Origin of the sequence: Paenibacillus sp. LHD-117, from assembly GCF_030929555.1 — a bacterium.
Taxonomy (GTDB): Bacteria; Bacillota; Bacilli; order Paenibacillales; family Paenibacillaceae; genus Pristimantibacillus.
On the sequence record NZ_JAVFVT010000012.1, the window covers coordinates 159,585 to 174,243 of the forward strand.

Consider the following 14,659-nt stretch of genomic DNA (forward strand, 5'->3'; position numbering starts at 1 on the left):
GCGTGCATCAATTTCTAGTTTACCACAAAGTGCCGCTTCCATTGGCGAAAGTTGTATAACAATGGTACACTACAAGGTAAGGTTAGTTCAGTCATTGGACGGGAAAGAGGATTGAACGATGGATTCGCGATACGCAGAGCGGGACAAGGGGGAGCTACGATCCGTTTATGCGGCGGCACGGAATGCGCTCGACGCATCGAAACGCAAGCAATGGTCCCGCGAAGTCTGTCGCCATGCGGCGACCTTGGCCGAACGGACTTCCGCGCGAACGATCATGGCCTATGTTTCGTTTCGCAGCGAGCTTGACCTCAGCGAATTGATCGAATGGTGCTGGCGGAAGGACGTTCGGGTCATCGTGCCGCGCTGCACGTTCGCGGACAGAGGGATGACGCTGCATGAGCTGAAGAGCTTCGAGCAGCTTAGGCCAGGCGCCTATGGCATCATGGAGCCGGATCCGGCGCTGGCGGAGCAGCTTCCTTCCGACAGCGTACCGGATATCGTCATGGTGCCGGGTCTTGCTTTCGATAAAGTCGGTGGCAGGTTGGGCTACGGAGGCGGTTATTACGACCTGTTCTCGGAGCGCATGTCGATATTGGCCCGGGAGAGCGGGAAGGAAACGATTTGGCTCGGCGTTTCGTTCGAAGCGCAGCTTCAGGACCATGTGCCGGGCGAAAGCCATGATCTTCGTCTCGACGGCGTCGTCACGGAGCAGACGATCTATTGGAGTGGAACGACATCATATTCATGAAGGGAGAGTCGCTAGGATGGAGCTTACCCATTTCAACGAACAAGGCAGGGCGCGAATGGTAGACATCTCGGAGAAGGATGTCACGACCCGCACGGCGACGGCGCGGACCGACGTGCGGATGCTGCCTGCGACCTTGGAGCAGATCAAAGCGGGCCGAATCGGCAAAGGCGATGTTCTCGCAGTCGCGCAGGTCGCCGGTATCATGGCCGCGAAGAAAACGTCGGACTGGATTCCGATGTGCCATCCGCTGCCGCTGACAGGCATTAATATCGTGTTCGCCGACAATGGAACGGACGAGCTATACATAGAAGCAACAGTGAAGACCACGGGCAAGACGGGCGTGGAGATGGAGGCGCTGACCGCGGTATCCGCTGCCGCGCTTACCGTATACGACATGTGCAAGGCGCTGCAGAAGGATATGGTCATCGGGCCTACGCAGCTCATGGTGAAAACAGGCGGCAAAAGCGGCGACTATACAAGAGCCGAAGAGTAGGCTGGGGCGCGAGACATTCGGGATGGGAGGAATGGGATATGCAGTGGAAGGTTGCGTTATTAACGGCTAGCGACAAAGGCTCGCGCGGTGAGAGAGAGGACACGAGCGCGCAAGTCATTCGCGAATTGGTGGAAGAGGAGCTCGGAGGCGTCATCGTCGATTATCGGATCGTACCGGACGAGCAGGACGAGATTATGGCCGCATTAATCGAAATGACGGAGTATTTTCAAGCCGATCTCGTACTGACGACCGGGGGAACGGGGCTCGCCCCGCGCGACATTACGCCGGAAGCGACGCTTAAGGTGATTGACCGGGAAGTGCCAGGCCTCGCGGAAGCGATGCGGATCGGCGCGCTACAGAAGACGAGAAGAGCGATGTTGTCGCGCGGCGTATGCGGCATTCGCGGAAGCTCGCTTATCGTGAACCTTCCCGGAAGTCCCAAAGGCGTTCATGAAAGCCTGATGGCGATCATGGATCAGCTGCCACATGCGCTGGGCATCCTTTCGGGCCAGCTAGGAGAGCACAACGGATGACGGAACGGTACGAAGACGGTCTGGAGCCGGAAGTCATTCGCCACGGCTCGACGGTGCTGAAGGAAGTGTCCGTGCACGATGCGGTCGGACTCAGGCTTGCACACGACTTGACGCAGATTATTCCCGGGCAATTCAAGGGACGCCTGTTCAAAAAAGGGCATCTCATTGCCGAAGCCGACATCCCGAGCTTGCTCGATATCGGCAAGGAGCATATCTATATTCTCGAGCTCGGCGAAGGCGAGCTGCATGAGGACGATGCGGCGAACACGATGGCCCGCGCCCTTGCCGACGACGGGCTGAACCTTACGGAACCGCATGAGGGCAAGGTGAGTTTGAAGTCTCCCATTCTCGGACTCGCTCAGATCGATAAGGAGATCGTGGATGCCGTCAACATGCTGGGCGAGATTGCGCTTGCCACGGTCAAGCAGCATGCCGTCGTGCAGGCGGGCAGTCCTATTGCCGCGACTAGAGCCATCCCGCTCGTCGTACCGAAGGACAAAGTTGCGGAGGTCGAACGGCTCGCGCGGCAATACAGGCTTCGGCACGGCGGTGCGGCACCGCTTAGCGTACGGCCCTTCCGCAAGCTGAAGGCGGGATTGCTCACGACGGGAAGCGAAGTCTACCAAGGCCGCATCGTAGACAAATTCGGCCCTGCCGTCGCGGCGAAGCTGAACGCGCTTGGTTCGGAGGTTGCGGAGCAACGTTTTGCCCCGGATAATCGACAATTTATTGTCAATGAAATACACTTTATGCTCAGCCAAGGGTATGATATGATACTCGTGACAGGCGGCATGTCCGTTGATCCGGATGATCGGACGCCGGGTGCCATAAGAGCTGCCGGAGCGGATATCGTAAGCTACGGGACGCCGATGCTTCCGGGATCCATGCTGCTCATGGGCTACATAAACGGAATACCGATTCTGGGTCTTCCAGGCTGCGTGATGCATGACCCCTATACCTCCTTTGACGTACTGCTGCCGCGTATTCTGGCGGGAGATACCATTAAGAGAGAAGATATAATCGAGCTCGGATACGGCGGATTGCTCGGTCGCTGAGAGCGACCATGTCCGAGGCCGCGGGAACGAAGGATCGGAACGGAAAGCTACACACATTCCCATGGAGAACAAGGAGGTTGGATAATGAGCGGAATTGGAGCGACAGGCATTATTTTGCTGGTACTTATCGCATTGCTGCTGTTTGGACCGAACAAGCTCCCCGAGCTGGGCCGGGCATTCGGCAAGACGCTTCGCGAATTCAAATCGGGAGCGCGCGAGATTATGGACCACGACGACGCGAAGGACAAAGACAGAAGCAGAATCGAAGTAAGCGCGGCAACCGATATCGAGAAAACAAACAAGCGGCTTCCGGAATAATCGGGCCCGCTTTTTTCTTGTTCGCGCGAAGGCGACGAAAGGGGAGTAGGATACAGCGATGGAAGCCGGCGGTAAGGAAATGGAACAAGGCGGCAAAGGCTTGCTTCGTGAAGAAGGGCTGATGCCGCTGCTAGAGCATCTGGGCGAGCTTCGGAAACGCCTTATTTATATTTTAATCGTATTAACGCTCGGACTTGTGTTAGGCATAACGGCGGCCGAGCCGCTCTACAATTATTTGATGAGTTTGGAGCCGGCCAATACGATGACGCTGCATACGTTCTCGTTATGGGACGGCATTGGCATGTACATGAAGATCGCGCTCGTCATTGCGCTCGTCATTACGCTGCCTTTCACCGCGTACCAGCTATGGGCATTCGTCAAACCCGCGCTGAGGCCGATCGAACAGCGCTCTACGCTCATCTACGTGCCGTTCGCGCTCATCATGTTTTTGGCGGGCCTCGCGTTTTCGTATTTTGTAGTGTTTCCGCTAGCGTTCAACTTCACGCGTACAGTGTCGGAGCATTTGAATTTGGAAGAGACGTATGGGATCATCCAATACTTTACGTTTATGTTCAGCATCTTGATTCCGATTTCGCTGCTGTTCGAGCTGCCGCTCGTCATTATGTTCCTGACGGCGATTCGGCTCGTAAATCCGAAGCGGTTGCGCAAGATGCGACGGCTTGCTTACTTCATCATGGCGGTCATAGGAATCACGATTACGCCGCCGGATTTTATTTCGGACGTGCTTGTCATTATCCCTCTCGTCTTGCTATACGAGTTCAGCGTATTTTTATCGGGCCTCGTATTCCGGAAGCAGCAGGATGCGGACGCGAAGTGGGAAGAAGAAGAGACGGCGGCGGGTTAGTCGTCAACTCGGGTAACATGCTAGGCCTGACGCTTTTTGCGCCAGGTTTTTTTTTGTTGACAAACCGAAACAATCGGGGCATAATTTAAACAGTTGTTTTAAACGATTGTTTAAATAGAGAATGGAGTGGATGAGAGATGAATACGGCACTGAAGGCGTTTATGAAGAGACCAACGACTTGGGTTGGCATTATTACGGCATTTATGTTCCAAATTATTTTCTCCGTCATCTGGATGACGGGATACGAAGGCGTAACGGACCGCGTCGACCAATTGAGAATCGCGGTCGTGAACGAGGATGCAACGGGGATGGGAGCAACAATCTCGGCGAATCTGGCGGAGAAGCTGCCATTCGAGATCGTACAACCAAGCTCACTGGAAGAGGCGAAGAGGCAGCTTGACGATCGCGAGCTGCAGATGGTCGTTCATATTCCAGCCGAATTCGCTCAGCAGGCGGCAACGCCGGAAGCGCAGGCGAAAATCGGCTATTTGATCAACGAGTCGAATCCGGCATTGATCAAGAGCATGATGAGCGGCGCGGCGGAGACGATTACAGCCGAGGTGAACAAACAAGCCGTCGCGATGGGCATCCAGCAGACGCTGGTCGGCCTGAAGCTTCCGGGAGAGCAAGCGGCCGCGGCTTCAAGCGGCTTATCGGAGCGGGTCGTTTCGGATATCCAATCGGTGAACGCCGTGCAAGGCATGAATAACCAGATGGTGCCGATGATGATGGTGCTGGCTTCGTACGTAGGCGCGATGATCATGGGGATGAACATCGAGCAATCGTCCATGGCAATCGGCGCAGCGACGAGCCGCTGGGGCAGGTTCGGCGCGAGAAGCTTGATTAACATCGTCTCCGCGGCGGCGGTATCCTTGGTAGGAGCTTCATTGCTAGCCGCGCTTGGCGGACAGATCGAGCAAGGTTTCCTGCAACTATGGGGCTTCCAATTCTTGTTCCTGTTAACGTTTATGTTCGTCTCGCAGATGTTCCTATATTTGTTCGGCATGGCGGGCATGCTTTTCAATATTATGTTATTATCGGTTCAGCTTGTATCCTCTGGCGCGATGGTGCCGCGCGAGCTGCTATCGGACTTCTACACGGGTCTGAGCAAGCTGCTGCCCGCAACGTACGCGGTAGATGGGAACATGAATATTTTGTTCGGCGGTCCAGGGGTCGGCGGAGACGTAACGGCATTGCTCTCGATCGGCGCGATCGCGATCGTGGTTAGCGCGGCGGCCGTGCTGTTGAAGACGAAAGCGATTCGTCAGCCGCAGGTTTCGATCGCGAGCCAGAATCAGAAATAAACCAATTATTAAGGAGCTGGCTAGGGACATGGCGGCAGAGGGCGAAACAGATATCAAAATGCGAATTCTCGGGGCGTCCAAGAAGCTGTTCGCGCAGCATGGCTACGAGGGGACGTCCATTCGCCAAATATGCGAGGAAGCGGGAGCCAATGTCGCGCTTGTCTCCTACCACTTCGGCGGCAAGGAAAATTTATTCGGCGCGTTGTTCGAATCGTATTTCCCGAACAACGAAGTAAGGTCGATCGATCCGGACATGGATCCGCTGATCGGCGTGAAGCTGATTATACGGGAAGTAACCGCGTACCGGCAATCGGATCCGCAACTGATTAGCATAATCCAGCAAGAGATCATCATGAATACGCCGCGCATCCAGAAGATCAGGGAACATGTCATGCCGATGTGGAAGCAGCTGCGCAAGTGGATGAGCGATGGCCGCGAACAAGGCATCTTCCGGTTCGGGTCGCTTGATACCGCGTTTATGTCGGTCGTCGGCACGCTTCTTTTCCATCGCGATCAGGAGTATTGGTCCGTTATGTTGGAAGAAGGGAAACCTGACTTGGAAACGATGACGCAAGATTTGACCGACTTTATCCTTCATGGCTTGCATTACCAAGGCGAATAGCAGTGATTAGCAGCGAATAGCCCAGTATGCGAAAGTAAAAATAATGTTAGCAAAGGTCAAAAAAATGTTATCCGCCCGGAGGAGCGCGAGGCTACACTGACTATATTAGCGATAGTGGTGCAACTCATACAATCCGATCGAGGTGACACGAATGGAAAAAACGAAGCAACCGGCAGGCTGGGAGCATGAAGCGTGGGAGAAGATTGTACGGAAGGTGAAACGCACGAGCGAACGGATCGGGGACGGATTCCCGCACGCCAGCGTGAACGGCGAATACGTGCTGGAGCCGGCGCATTGGTGGACGGCTGGCTTCTGGCCGGGGCTGCTGTGGCTGGTCTATCGGGATACGAAGGACGAGCGGTTAAAAGCGTACGCGGAAAGCTGCGAGAAGCAGCTGGACGCGGTCATCGCAGGCTTCGACCGGCTCGACCATGATCTCGGTTTCATGTGGCAGTTGACCAGCGTTGCCCGCTATAAGCTGCTCGGCGAAGATGAATCCAGAAGACGGGCTTTGCTGGCGGCAAACCTGCTCAGCGGACGGTTCAACGTGAAAGGCAAGTATATACGCGCGTGGAACCCTTGGCGAGCTGGAGAAGATAATTCGGGATGGGCGATCATCGACTGCGCCATGAATTTGGCGCTTCTATATTGGGCCAGCGCAACATCAGGCGATCCGCGCTACAACCATTTGGCGATGGAGCATGCGGATACGGTGCTTAGCCATTTCATCCGTGACGATGGTTCCGTCAACCATATCGTCATCTTCGACTCCGCGAGCGGGGAGAAGCTCGGCGTGAACGGCGGACAAGGCTACGCCCCCGATTCCGCATGGTCGAGAGGGACTGCCTGGGCGATTTACGGCATGGCGTTAAGCTATAAGCATACCGGCGAAATCCGTTATCTCGATGCCGCGAAGAAGGTCGCGCATTTTTTCCTCGCGAACCTGCCCGAGGACCGCGTGCCGCATTGGGACTTCCGCCTGCCGCCGGAGGTGCCGAAGCACCGCGACTCGTCGGCGGGCGCCTGCGCCGCCTGCGGCCTGCTGCTCCTCTCGGAGCTGGTAGGCGAGACGGAGTCCGAGCTGTATCGCAAGGAGGGAGAGGCGATGCTGTATTCGCTGTACACAAACTACGGAGCATGGGATCGCGATGACGAAGAAGGGCTGATCTTGCACGGCACCAGCCACTTCCCTGAAGGCCGAAACATTGACGTGCCGCTTATCTACGGCGACTACTTTTTCGCAGAAGGCATCTCTCGGCTGCTGGAGCACGGCGAATTGTTCTGGTAGAAGCCCGACTGCCCGATGTGATGTGCGTACGAACGAAAGGCTAAGGCCGTCCTTTGATCCCGCGCGGAGAAGGACGGCTTTCTTGCGTTCGGATATCCTGGACGCGGAAACTTATCATTTCTGATGTGGTAAAAAAAGCGCTTGCATTGATGGGTTTGTGTATGCTATAAAAGAATCAGATAAAAAATTTAAACGTTTAGAAAACGTAAAAATCAGTTTACGACAAATCCCCATTGGAAGCATGGCAAAGGGAGATGGACCTGCTTGTTCAGACGTCCCTGGCGGTTAAGAAAGAGCCGCAGCAATAAAAGATCAGCGAACAACTTCGATGTTCGGCTTGCAAATGTATGCGCTTTAATAAAAAGTTCGGTGATGTGAAGTGACGCCACAAAATCTAAACGTTTAATTTTCTGGGCTTGGCTATAATCCGATAGCGGATCTAGCATATAAAACGGTCATGGGGGATGACGACATGCGCAAAAGAAACACGTTATGGCTTTCATTGATCCTTGTACTATCCATGGTAACGGCGGCGTGCAGCTCGGGCGGCGGGGGCGGCAACGAGCCAAGTCCGACGGCAAGCTCCGGGACGACTGCGGAGACGCAAAAGCCTGACGACAAGCCGGCGGCCGATCCAGTCAAGCTGACGTTGTGGACGTTCGTCCAGCAGCACGCCGACTTCTATTCGTTTATGGCTGACGAGTGGAACAAAGCGAATCCGGACAGTCCGATCGAGCTGTCGACGGAGAACATTCCGTACGACGACATGCATACGCGTCTGCTAATCGCGCTGCAGTCGAAGGAAGGGGCGCCCGATCTCGCGGATATCGAACAAAGCAAGTTCCCGAATTTCATGAAAGGCGACTCCGTCCAGCTGGAATCGCTGAACGACATCGTGGAACCGGAAATTCCGAACATCGTCAAATCCCGCGTCGACATCTACAGCAAGGACGGCATCTACTACGGGGTCGATATGCACGTCGGCGCAACGGTCATGTACTACAACAAAGAATTGATGGATCAGGCCGGCGTTAACCCGGACGACATCAAGCTTTGGTCGGACGTGGAGAAATACGGCAAGACCGTCGTCGAGAAGACGGGAAAGCCGTTCATCACGTTTGAGGGCAATGGCAACTGGAGCTGGTGGCCGGCCATCAACCAGCTGGAATCCGACCAAGTCGGCGTGAACGGCGAAGTGACCGTCGACGACCCGCGCAACATTAGGGCAATGCAATACTTCCAGAAGCTCGTGAACGACGGGATCGCGGCGATTGCGCCGGGCGTCGGCCACGATACGCCGGAATACAAAGCGTACATGAACGCCGGCGAAGCGGCATCCGTATTCATGCCGTTCTGGTTCATGAACCGCTTCACGGACGAGATGCCCGACCTGAAAGGCAAGATGGTCATCAAGCCGATGCCGGCATGGGACGAGGGAGGCAATCGTTCGGCGGGCATGGGCGGCACGGGATTGACCATCACGAATCAGACGAAACATCTCGATCTCGCCAAGAAGTTCCTTGCGTTCGCCAAGCTGTCCAAGGAAGGCAACATTCAAGTATGGAAGCAGCTCGGCATGGATCCTATCCGTACGGAGGTATGGACCGATCCCGCGATGAGCGAGCCGAATAAATTTACGGAGTACTTCGGCGCCGATATTTTCAACACGCTGATTGAAGTCAAGGACGAAATTTATCCCGTCAACATTCGCGAAATCTCGCCGCAAGTGTTCGATGCCGTACGCAATGAGATCGTTCCGCAAATATTCCAGTCCGGAGAAGAGCCGGAGAAGGTCATCAAAGAAGTTGCGGAGAAGCTGCGCAAAGAGTAACCGAAGGCGCATGACCGACAAGCCGGCACTGCCGCGAACGCTGGGTTTCGCGGCAATGCCGGGGCTTGTCCCGCAGTACACTTACGAGGGAGGGTAACATGCCTCGACACCCCAAAACCGCAAGCCGAATGAATTCGCAATCGTTAGCGCCCTATTTGTTCGTGGCGCCGTTCATCCTGTCGTTTCTTCTCTTCTTCTCGTACCCGCTCGTCCAAGCGGTCATCATGAGCTTCCAGTCGGTGCTTCCGGACAACGTCACGTTCGTCGGCTTGGACAACTACAAACGGCTGGACAACGAAAGCTTTTACAAGGCGCTGTACAATAGCTTCCGGTACACGTTCTGGACGCTCCTCGTCTTGATCCCGCTGCCGCTGGTGCTCGCCGTATTCCTGAACGCGAAGCTGATGAGAGCCCGGAACTTGTTCCGTTCCGCCTTGTTCCTTCCCGCGCTCACGTCGATTGCGGTAGCAGCCATCGTATTCAGATTGATCTTCAGCGAGCTGGATGGGGCGATCATGAACGCCTTCATCGGATGGTTTGGCATCGACCCGCAGAAGTGGCTGCTCCACTCCTCGCTCAGCATGTTCGCGTTAGTCGTGCTGGCGACCTGGCGCTGGGTCGGCATCAATATCCTGTATTTTCTGTCGGCGCTGCAGAATATTCCGAAAGAGCTCTACGAGTCCGCGGATATAGACGGCGCGGGCGTGCTGGGCAAATTTTTCCGAATTACGCTGCCGCTTCTGAAACCCATTACCATCTATGTGCTGACGATTTCCATCTACGGCGGCTTCGCGATGTTTACCGAAAGCTACATGTTATGGGGCAGCAGAGGATCGCCGCAGGATATCGGGCTTACGATGGTCGGCTATATTTATCAGCAAGGCTTCCAGTACTTCGACCTCGGCTTCGGCTCCACGATCGGATTGGTGCTGCTGGTCATTACATTAGGCGTCAGCATGCTGCAGCTCCGAATGACGGGCATGTTCGGGAAGGAGGATTAAGATGGCCGACAAACCGAGATGGAACCCGGCGTCCGTAGGCTTGCTCCTTCTGTTCGTCTTGCTCGCGCTGCTGTCGCTGTTCCCGCTCTACGCTCTGTCCCTGGCCTCTATCAAGCCGGCCTCAGAGTTATTTCGATACGGACTGAACGTGCGGCTGGATTTCGGCGTTATGACCCTCGACAATTACAAAGCGATTTTTTCAGGGGAAGGCGGCTCCAAACATTATTTTTCGTGGTACAAGAACAGCTTGATCATTACTTGCTTATTCACGATCATCTGTTTGTTCCTGTCATCGATGGTCGGATACGGCCTGGCCATGTATCGGTTCAAGGGGCGCAATTTCATCTTCGTGCTGGTGCTCGCCGTCATGATGATCCCCGTCGAAATCATTATTTTGCCGCTTTACAAGCTTTCGATCGATTTGATGATTATTAACACCGTGTGGGGCGTTATTCTGCCGTTCGTCGTGGCGCCGCTGCCAATTTTCTTCTTCCGCCAGTTCGCGCTCGGCATTCCCAAAGACTTCATGGACGCGGGAAGAATGGACGGGTGCACGGAGATGGGCATCTTCCTCCGGATCATGGTGCCGGTGATGCTGCCGGCATTCGGCGCGATGACGATTCTGCAAGCCTTGTTCAGCTGGAACAACTTCCTGTGGCCGGTTATCGCGCTGCGATCGACCGAAAACTTTACGCTGCCGATCGGCCTCTCCGCGCTGCTGTCGCCGGTGGGCAACAATTATGAGGTTTTGCTGCCCGGCGCCGTGCTTAGCATTTTGCCCATCCTTATTTTGTTTCTCGCGTTTCAACGTTTCTTTATCGAAGGTCTTACCGTCGGCGGTGTAAAAGGATAACTACTTCGGGATAGAGTCAGGAGAGATCATACATGCATACCAAAAAAATAAATTCCCGCATAGTGCCGCTGAACAAAGCGCGCATCAGGGATTCATTCTGGTCCGGTTACATCGATCTGGTAAGGGATGTCGTCGTCCCGTACCAATGGGAGGCGCTGAACGACCGCGTACCCGGCGCGGAGCGCAGCTACGCCGTCAGCAACTTCAAGATTGCCGCGGGAGACGCGCAAGGCGAATACGGCGGCATGGTGTTTCAGGATAGCGACGTGGCCAAGTGGCTGGAAGCCGTAGGTTATCTGCTGCAAACGGAACCCGATCCCGAGCTGGAGAGAACCGCGGACGAGATGATCGACGTAATCGCCAGGGCTCAGCATCCAGACGGATATTTGAACACGTATTTCACGCTTAAGGAACCGGGCAAACGATGGAGCAATCTGGCTGAATGCCATGAATTATATTGCGCCGGTCATATGATCGAAGCCGCCGTAGCTTATTACGAGGCGACCGGCAAACGCAAAATATTGGACGTCGTATGTAAATTCGCGGATTATATTTGCACTGTCTTCGGCAACGAACTTGGCCAAATTTCGGGTTACGACGGACATCAGGAAATCGAGCTGGCGTTAATCAAGCTCTACCGTGCGACGGGCAACGAGAAGTACTTGAAGCAGAGCGAATATTTCTTGAACCAGCGAGGCACGGAGCCTCACTTCTACGCGCAGGAATTCGAAGCGCGCGGCAAGGACGTGCATTACCCGCACCTCGATATCGTAGGCGACCTCTCTTATAGTCAGGCTCACAAACCGATCAGAGAGCAGGATACGGCAGAAGGCCATGCCGTGCGGCTTGTCTACATGCTGACGGCGATGGCGGATCTCGCGGCGGAAAGCGGCGACGAGCGCTTGCTCGAAGCTTGCCGGACGTTATGGGACAACATCGTTTCCAAACGAATGTATATTACCGGCGGAATCGGCTCGATGGCGGAAGGCGAATCCTTCACGGCCGACTACGACTTGCCGAACGATACGGCTTACGCGGAAACTTGCGCTTCCATCGGCCTGATCTTTTTTGCTCACCGGATGCTCCAAATCGAGCCGAACGGCAAATACGCGGATGTGCTGGAGAAAGCGCTCTACAACACGGTCGTCAGCGGTATTTCCAAGGACGGCAAACAATTTTTTTACGTCAATCCGCTGGAAGTCTATCCGCATGTATGCGGCAAAAACCATATCTACGATCATGTCAAGCCGCATCGCCAGGGCTGGTTCGGCTGCGCCTGCTGCCCGCCTAACCTTGCCAGGCTGCTGGCTTCGCTTGGCCAATACATCTACGGCGTCGACGAAAGAACCATCTACACACATCTCTACATCGGTGGTGAGACGGACATCCAGCTGGATGGCGATCACGTCGGTCTGAAGATGGATTCGCGATACGTCGAGGAAGGGAAAGTGCAAATCGGCGTTTCAATGGGGAGCCCCGCCGTGTTCACGCTGGCGCTTCGCATTCCGGAGTGGAGCGACGGCGCTCTCATTAGCGTTAACGGCGTGCCGCTTGCGGAGCATGAGCGCATCGTCCAGGACGGATACGTCCGGATTACCACCGCTTGGCAATCCGGCGACATCGTCGATATCGCGTTCCGTATGCCGGTTCGCCGAATGAAGGGCCATCCGTCCATCCGGCATACGGCTTCGAAAGTGGCGATCCAGAGAGGGCCGTTCATCTATTGTCTGGAGGAAGTCGATAATGGAGCGAATCTGCACGAAATCGTGCTGCCCGCCAGCAGCGAATTTAGCGTCAGCTCCGAGCCCGGGCTACTAGGAGGACTGCCTGTCATCAAAGCCGGCGCGCTGCGGATCTCCGCAAGCGAGTGGGACGAGGACGAATTGTATCGCGACATGAAGAAAGGTGCGTGGCAGGAAACACAAACAACGGCGACCTTTATCCCTTACTTCGCTTGGGCTAACCGAGAAGGCGGCGAAATGGCGGTATGGGTCAAGGACAGATAAAGCCTATTGTTCATTGGAGGAGTCGCAAGCGGGGGTTAAACGTCAATCGGCCAAATGGTTGGCAGGTCTGTTATTCGCTCCCATGCCCGATATGACTTGCATTTCCGCTTCGTTCTATGATATAACCTAGTTAAAATCTAAACGTTTATATTAGGATGTGTGGATATGGGGAAGGTTGGCATCAAGGATATCGCGGAGAGGGCCAACGTGTCCACGGCGACCGTGTCTTACGTGCTGAACGGCACCAGGAACGTTAAGCCTCGGACGCGCGAACGCGTGCTGAAGGTGATCGAGGAGCTCAATTACACGCCAAACGATATCGCCAAAAGCTTGAAGAGCAGCCGCACCAACACGATCGGCGTCATCGCGGAGGACGTGACCGTATTTAACGTCCCTGAGATCATCGACGGCATCAATCATTATGCCGACCGGAACGACATGCATATTTTGCTGACGAATTTGCGACTTCACAAGCGGGTGGGCCATCAGTACGCCGACGTCGATCAATACCGCAAGTACGCCGAGAACGCGGTCGCGGACTTGTTGTCCAAGCAGGTTGAAGGGATCATCTATATCGGCGTGCATCCGCGGGACGTGACCGGATTGATCAATTCCCGGGGCAAACCCATCGTGTACACCTATTGTTACACACAGAATGACCTGTCCATCCAATACAACGATGAGCAGGCGTCCTTCGACGCGATGAACTACTTGATAGGCAAAGGCCACCGTCGGATCGCGATCATCAGCGGACGGATGGATTCCTTGCCTTCCCGCCTGCGCTTCAACGGCTTCTACAAAGCGGTGACGGAATCCGAGCTGCCGTTCGACCCGCAGCTCATCAAGGTCGGCGACTGGGGACTCCAGTCGGGGTACGAGCTTACGCAGCAATTGCTGGCGCTAAACGAACCTCCGACGGCCATCCTCGTCATGAACGACATTATGGCCGTCGGAGCCATGAGAGCGGCGACGGAAGCCGGCGTTCGCATTCCCGAAGAGCTGTCGCTCGTCGGCTTCGACAACCGCGAGTTCAGCGACTACTTGAACCCGCGCATCACGACGATGGACCTGCCGCTGCAGCAGATGGGATACAGCTCCATGGAGGCGCTCTCCAGCCTGATCAAAGGCGAGCAGCCCGAGGGGAACTATTCGCCGCTATGCACGCTGATCGAAAGAGATTCCGTCGCCTCGCCCGGCAGCCGTCAGACTCCGTCATGATCGGGGCGATGACGTGGACGAGTTGGGCAAGGCAAGCAATTCTTACGCGATTCGCGACAAACCATTCAGAAAGACGCGGACGCATCGCCGCTTTCGACAGCCGCACGATCGTCCGCCCGCATTCCATGTCATAACGGACCACAGCGCCGTTATTTGGCCAGTACTTAACGGAAGCCCACGCCCCGTTTCTTTCGGGCGGTCTTTCCGGCAATTCGAATGTTGCGGAACGAACGAGCCTTCGGGATTGCCTCTGCCTCGGTCAATTCGTCCTGTTTGCTAGCAAAACGACGATCATAAAAGTTACTCATGAATGCTAACGGAGGCAGCAGACGTTATTCGGCTCATTTTAATCGATTTGCAAATCTAAACATTCCTGTAGAGTCTAAGATTTGGATTTAGACAAATAAAGGAGCTCCTCGTATGATGGGGGTGTACACGGGTCAATGCCCTTAAACCCATCAAGGAGGAGCTTAATATGAAGTTTACTCAAAAAGATGCAACAAATCAACGTATTGAACGAATTA

The 14,659-nt window shown here is 55.0% G+C and carries 14 protein-coding genes and 1 pseudogene; 14 read left to right on the plus strand and 1 reads right to left on the minus strand.

The window, feature by feature from the left end:
* Positions 1-118 precede the first annotated feature (118 nt).
* The 14 genes from RB620_RS11705 to RB620_RS11770 all read left to right on the plus strand — a co-directional run bounded on the left by RB620_RS11705 (position 119) and on the right by RB620_RS11770 (position 14,135).
* Positions 119-748, plus strand: a complete 630-nt coding sequence (locus RB620_RS11705) for a 5-formyltetrahydrofolate cyclo-ligase (protein WP_308094502.1) — start codon at positions 119-121, stop codon at positions 746-748.
* A 16-nt stretch (positions 749-764) separates the two neighbouring features.
* Positions 765-1,241: a cyclic pyranopterin monophosphate synthase MoaC gene (gene moaC / locus RB620_RS11710; protein ID WP_308094503.1), complete on the plus strand. Its 477-nt coding sequence runs from the start codon at positions 765-767 to the stop codon at positions 1,239-1,241.
* 38 nt (positions 1,242-1,279) lie between these two features.
* Positions 1,280-1,774, plus strand: a complete 495-nt coding sequence (locus tag RB620_RS11715) for a MogA/MoaB family molybdenum cofactor biosynthesis protein (protein ID WP_308094504.1) — start codon at positions 1,280-1,282, stop codon at positions 1,772-1,774.
* Entirely contained in the window at positions 1,771-2,829 is a 1,059-nt protein-coding gene (locus RB620_RS11720; protein ID WP_308094505.1) for a molybdopterin-binding protein, read from the plus strand. The genes RB620_RS11715 and RB620_RS11720 overlap by 4 nt, the downstream gene beginning before the upstream one ends.
* Positions 2,830-2,913: 84 nt before the next feature.
* The gene (tatA, locus tag RB620_RS11725) at positions 2,914-3,147 is read left to right on the plus strand and encodes a twin-arginine translocase TatA/TatE family subunit (protein ID WP_308094506.1); all 234 of its coding nucleotides are present in this window, start codon (positions 2,914-2,916) and stop codon (positions 3,145-3,147) included.
* A 58-nt stretch (positions 3,148-3,205) separates the two neighbouring features.
* Positions 3,206-4,012, plus strand: a complete 807-nt coding sequence (tatC, locus tag RB620_RS11730) for a twin-arginine translocase subunit TatC (RefSeq protein WP_308094507.1) — start codon at positions 3,206-3,208, stop codon at positions 4,010-4,012.
* Positions 4,013-4,149: 137 nt separating this feature from the next.
* Positions 4,150-5,316: a YhgE/Pip domain-containing protein gene (locus RB620_RS11735; RefSeq protein WP_308094508.1), complete on the plus strand. Its 1,167-nt coding sequence runs from the start codon at positions 4,150-4,152 to the stop codon at positions 5,314-5,316.
* Between the two features lie 28 nt (positions 5,317-5,344).
* Positions 5,345-5,938, plus strand: a complete 594-nt coding sequence (locus RB620_RS11740) for a TetR family transcriptional regulator (protein WP_308094510.1) — start codon at positions 5,345-5,347, stop codon at positions 5,936-5,938.
* A 151-nt stretch (positions 5,939-6,089) separates the two neighbouring features.
* Entirely contained in the window at positions 6,090-7,226 is a 1,137-nt protein-coding gene (locus RB620_RS11745) for a glycoside hydrolase family 88 protein (protein ID WP_308094512.1), read from the plus strand.
* 472 nt (positions 7,227-7,698) lie between these two features.
* Complete coding sequence (locus RB620_RS11750; RefSeq protein ID WP_308094513.1) at positions 7,699-9,057, plus strand: ABC transporter substrate-binding protein; 1,359 nt, start codon at positions 7,699-7,701, stop codon at positions 9,055-9,057.
* A gap of 98 nt (positions 9,058-9,155) precedes the next feature.
* Entirely contained in the window at positions 9,156-10,058 is a 903-nt protein-coding gene (locus RB620_RS11755; protein WP_308094514.1) for a carbohydrate ABC transporter permease, read from the plus strand.
* Between the two features lies 1 nt (position 10,059).
* The gene (locus tag RB620_RS11760) at positions 10,060-10,911 is read left to right on the plus strand and encodes a carbohydrate ABC transporter permease (protein WP_308094515.1); all 852 of its coding nucleotides are present in this window, start codon (positions 10,060-10,062) and stop codon (positions 10,909-10,911) included.
* A 32-nt stretch (positions 10,912-10,943) separates the two neighbouring features.
* Positions 10,944-12,917, plus strand: coding sequence for a glycoside hydrolase family 127 protein (locus tag RB620_RS11765; protein ID WP_308094516.1), 1,974 nt, complete (start codon positions 10,944-10,946; stop codon positions 12,915-12,917).
* A 165-nt stretch (positions 12,918-13,082) separates the two neighbouring features.
* Entirely contained in the window at positions 13,083-14,135 is a 1,053-nt protein-coding gene (locus RB620_RS11770; protein WP_308094517.1) for a LacI family DNA-binding transcriptional regulator, read from the plus strand.
* Here RB620_RS11770 and RB620_RS30335 read toward each other — a convergent pair.
* Positions 14,116-14,190: pseudogene (locus RB620_RS30335) on the minus strand (alpha-L-arabinofuranosidase C-terminal domain-containing protein); the annotation flags it as partial. The gene RB620_RS11770 and the pseudogene RB620_RS30335 sit on opposite strands and share 20 nt — an antisense overlap.
* Positions 14,191-14,659 lie beyond the last annotated feature (469 nt).

Bases quoted from the DNA above. Each gene is read 5' to 3' on its own strand.
- RB620_RS11705 (WP_308094502.1), top strand. From the start codon at position 119: ATGGATTCGCGATACGCAGAGCGGGACAAGGGGGAGCTACGATCCGTT.
- moaC (WP_308094503.1), top strand. From the start codon at position 765: ATGGAGCTTACCCATTTCAACGAACAAGGCAGGGCGCGAATGGTAGAC.
- RB620_RS11715 (WP_308094504.1), top strand. From the start codon at position 1,280: ATGCAGTGGAAGGTTGCGTTATTAACGGCTAGCGACAAAGGCTCGCGC.
- RB620_RS11720 (WP_308094505.1), top strand. From the start codon at position 1,771: ATGACGGAACGGTACGAAGACGGTCTGGAGCCGGAAGTCATTCGCCAC.
- tatA (WP_308094506.1), top strand. From the start codon at position 2,914: ATGAGCGGAATTGGAGCGACAGGCATTATTTTGCTGGTACTTATCGCA.
- tatC (WP_308094507.1), top strand. From the start codon at position 3,206: ATGGAAGCCGGCGGTAAGGAAATGGAACAAGGCGGCAAAGGCTTGCTT.
- RB620_RS11735 (WP_308094508.1), top strand. From the start codon at position 4,150: ATGAATACGGCACTGAAGGCGTTTATGAAGAGACCAACGACTTGGGTT.
- RB620_RS11740 (WP_308094510.1), top strand. From the start codon at position 5,345: ATGGCGGCAGAGGGCGAAACAGATATCAAAATGCGAATTCTCGGGGCG.
- RB620_RS11745 (WP_308094512.1), top strand. From the start codon at position 6,090: ATGGAAAAAACGAAGCAACCGGCAGGCTGGGAGCATGAAGCGTGGGAG.
- RB620_RS11750 (WP_308094513.1), top strand. From the start codon at position 7,699: ATGCGCAAAAGAAACACGTTATGGCTTTCATTGATCCTTGTACTATCC.
- RB620_RS11755 (WP_308094514.1), top strand. From the start codon at position 9,156: ATGCCTCGACACCCCAAAACCGCAAGCCGAATGAATTCGCAATCGTTA.
- RB620_RS11760 (WP_308094515.1), top strand. From the start codon at position 10,060: ATGGCCGACAAACCGAGATGGAACCCGGCGTCCGTAGGCTTGCTCCTT.
- RB620_RS11765 (WP_308094516.1), top strand. From the start codon at position 10,944: ATGCATACCAAAAAAATAAATTCCCGCATAGTGCCGCTGAACAAAGCG.
- RB620_RS11770 (WP_308094517.1), top strand. From the start codon at position 13,083: ATGGGGAAGGTTGGCATCAAGGATATCGCGGAGAGGGCCAACGTGTCC.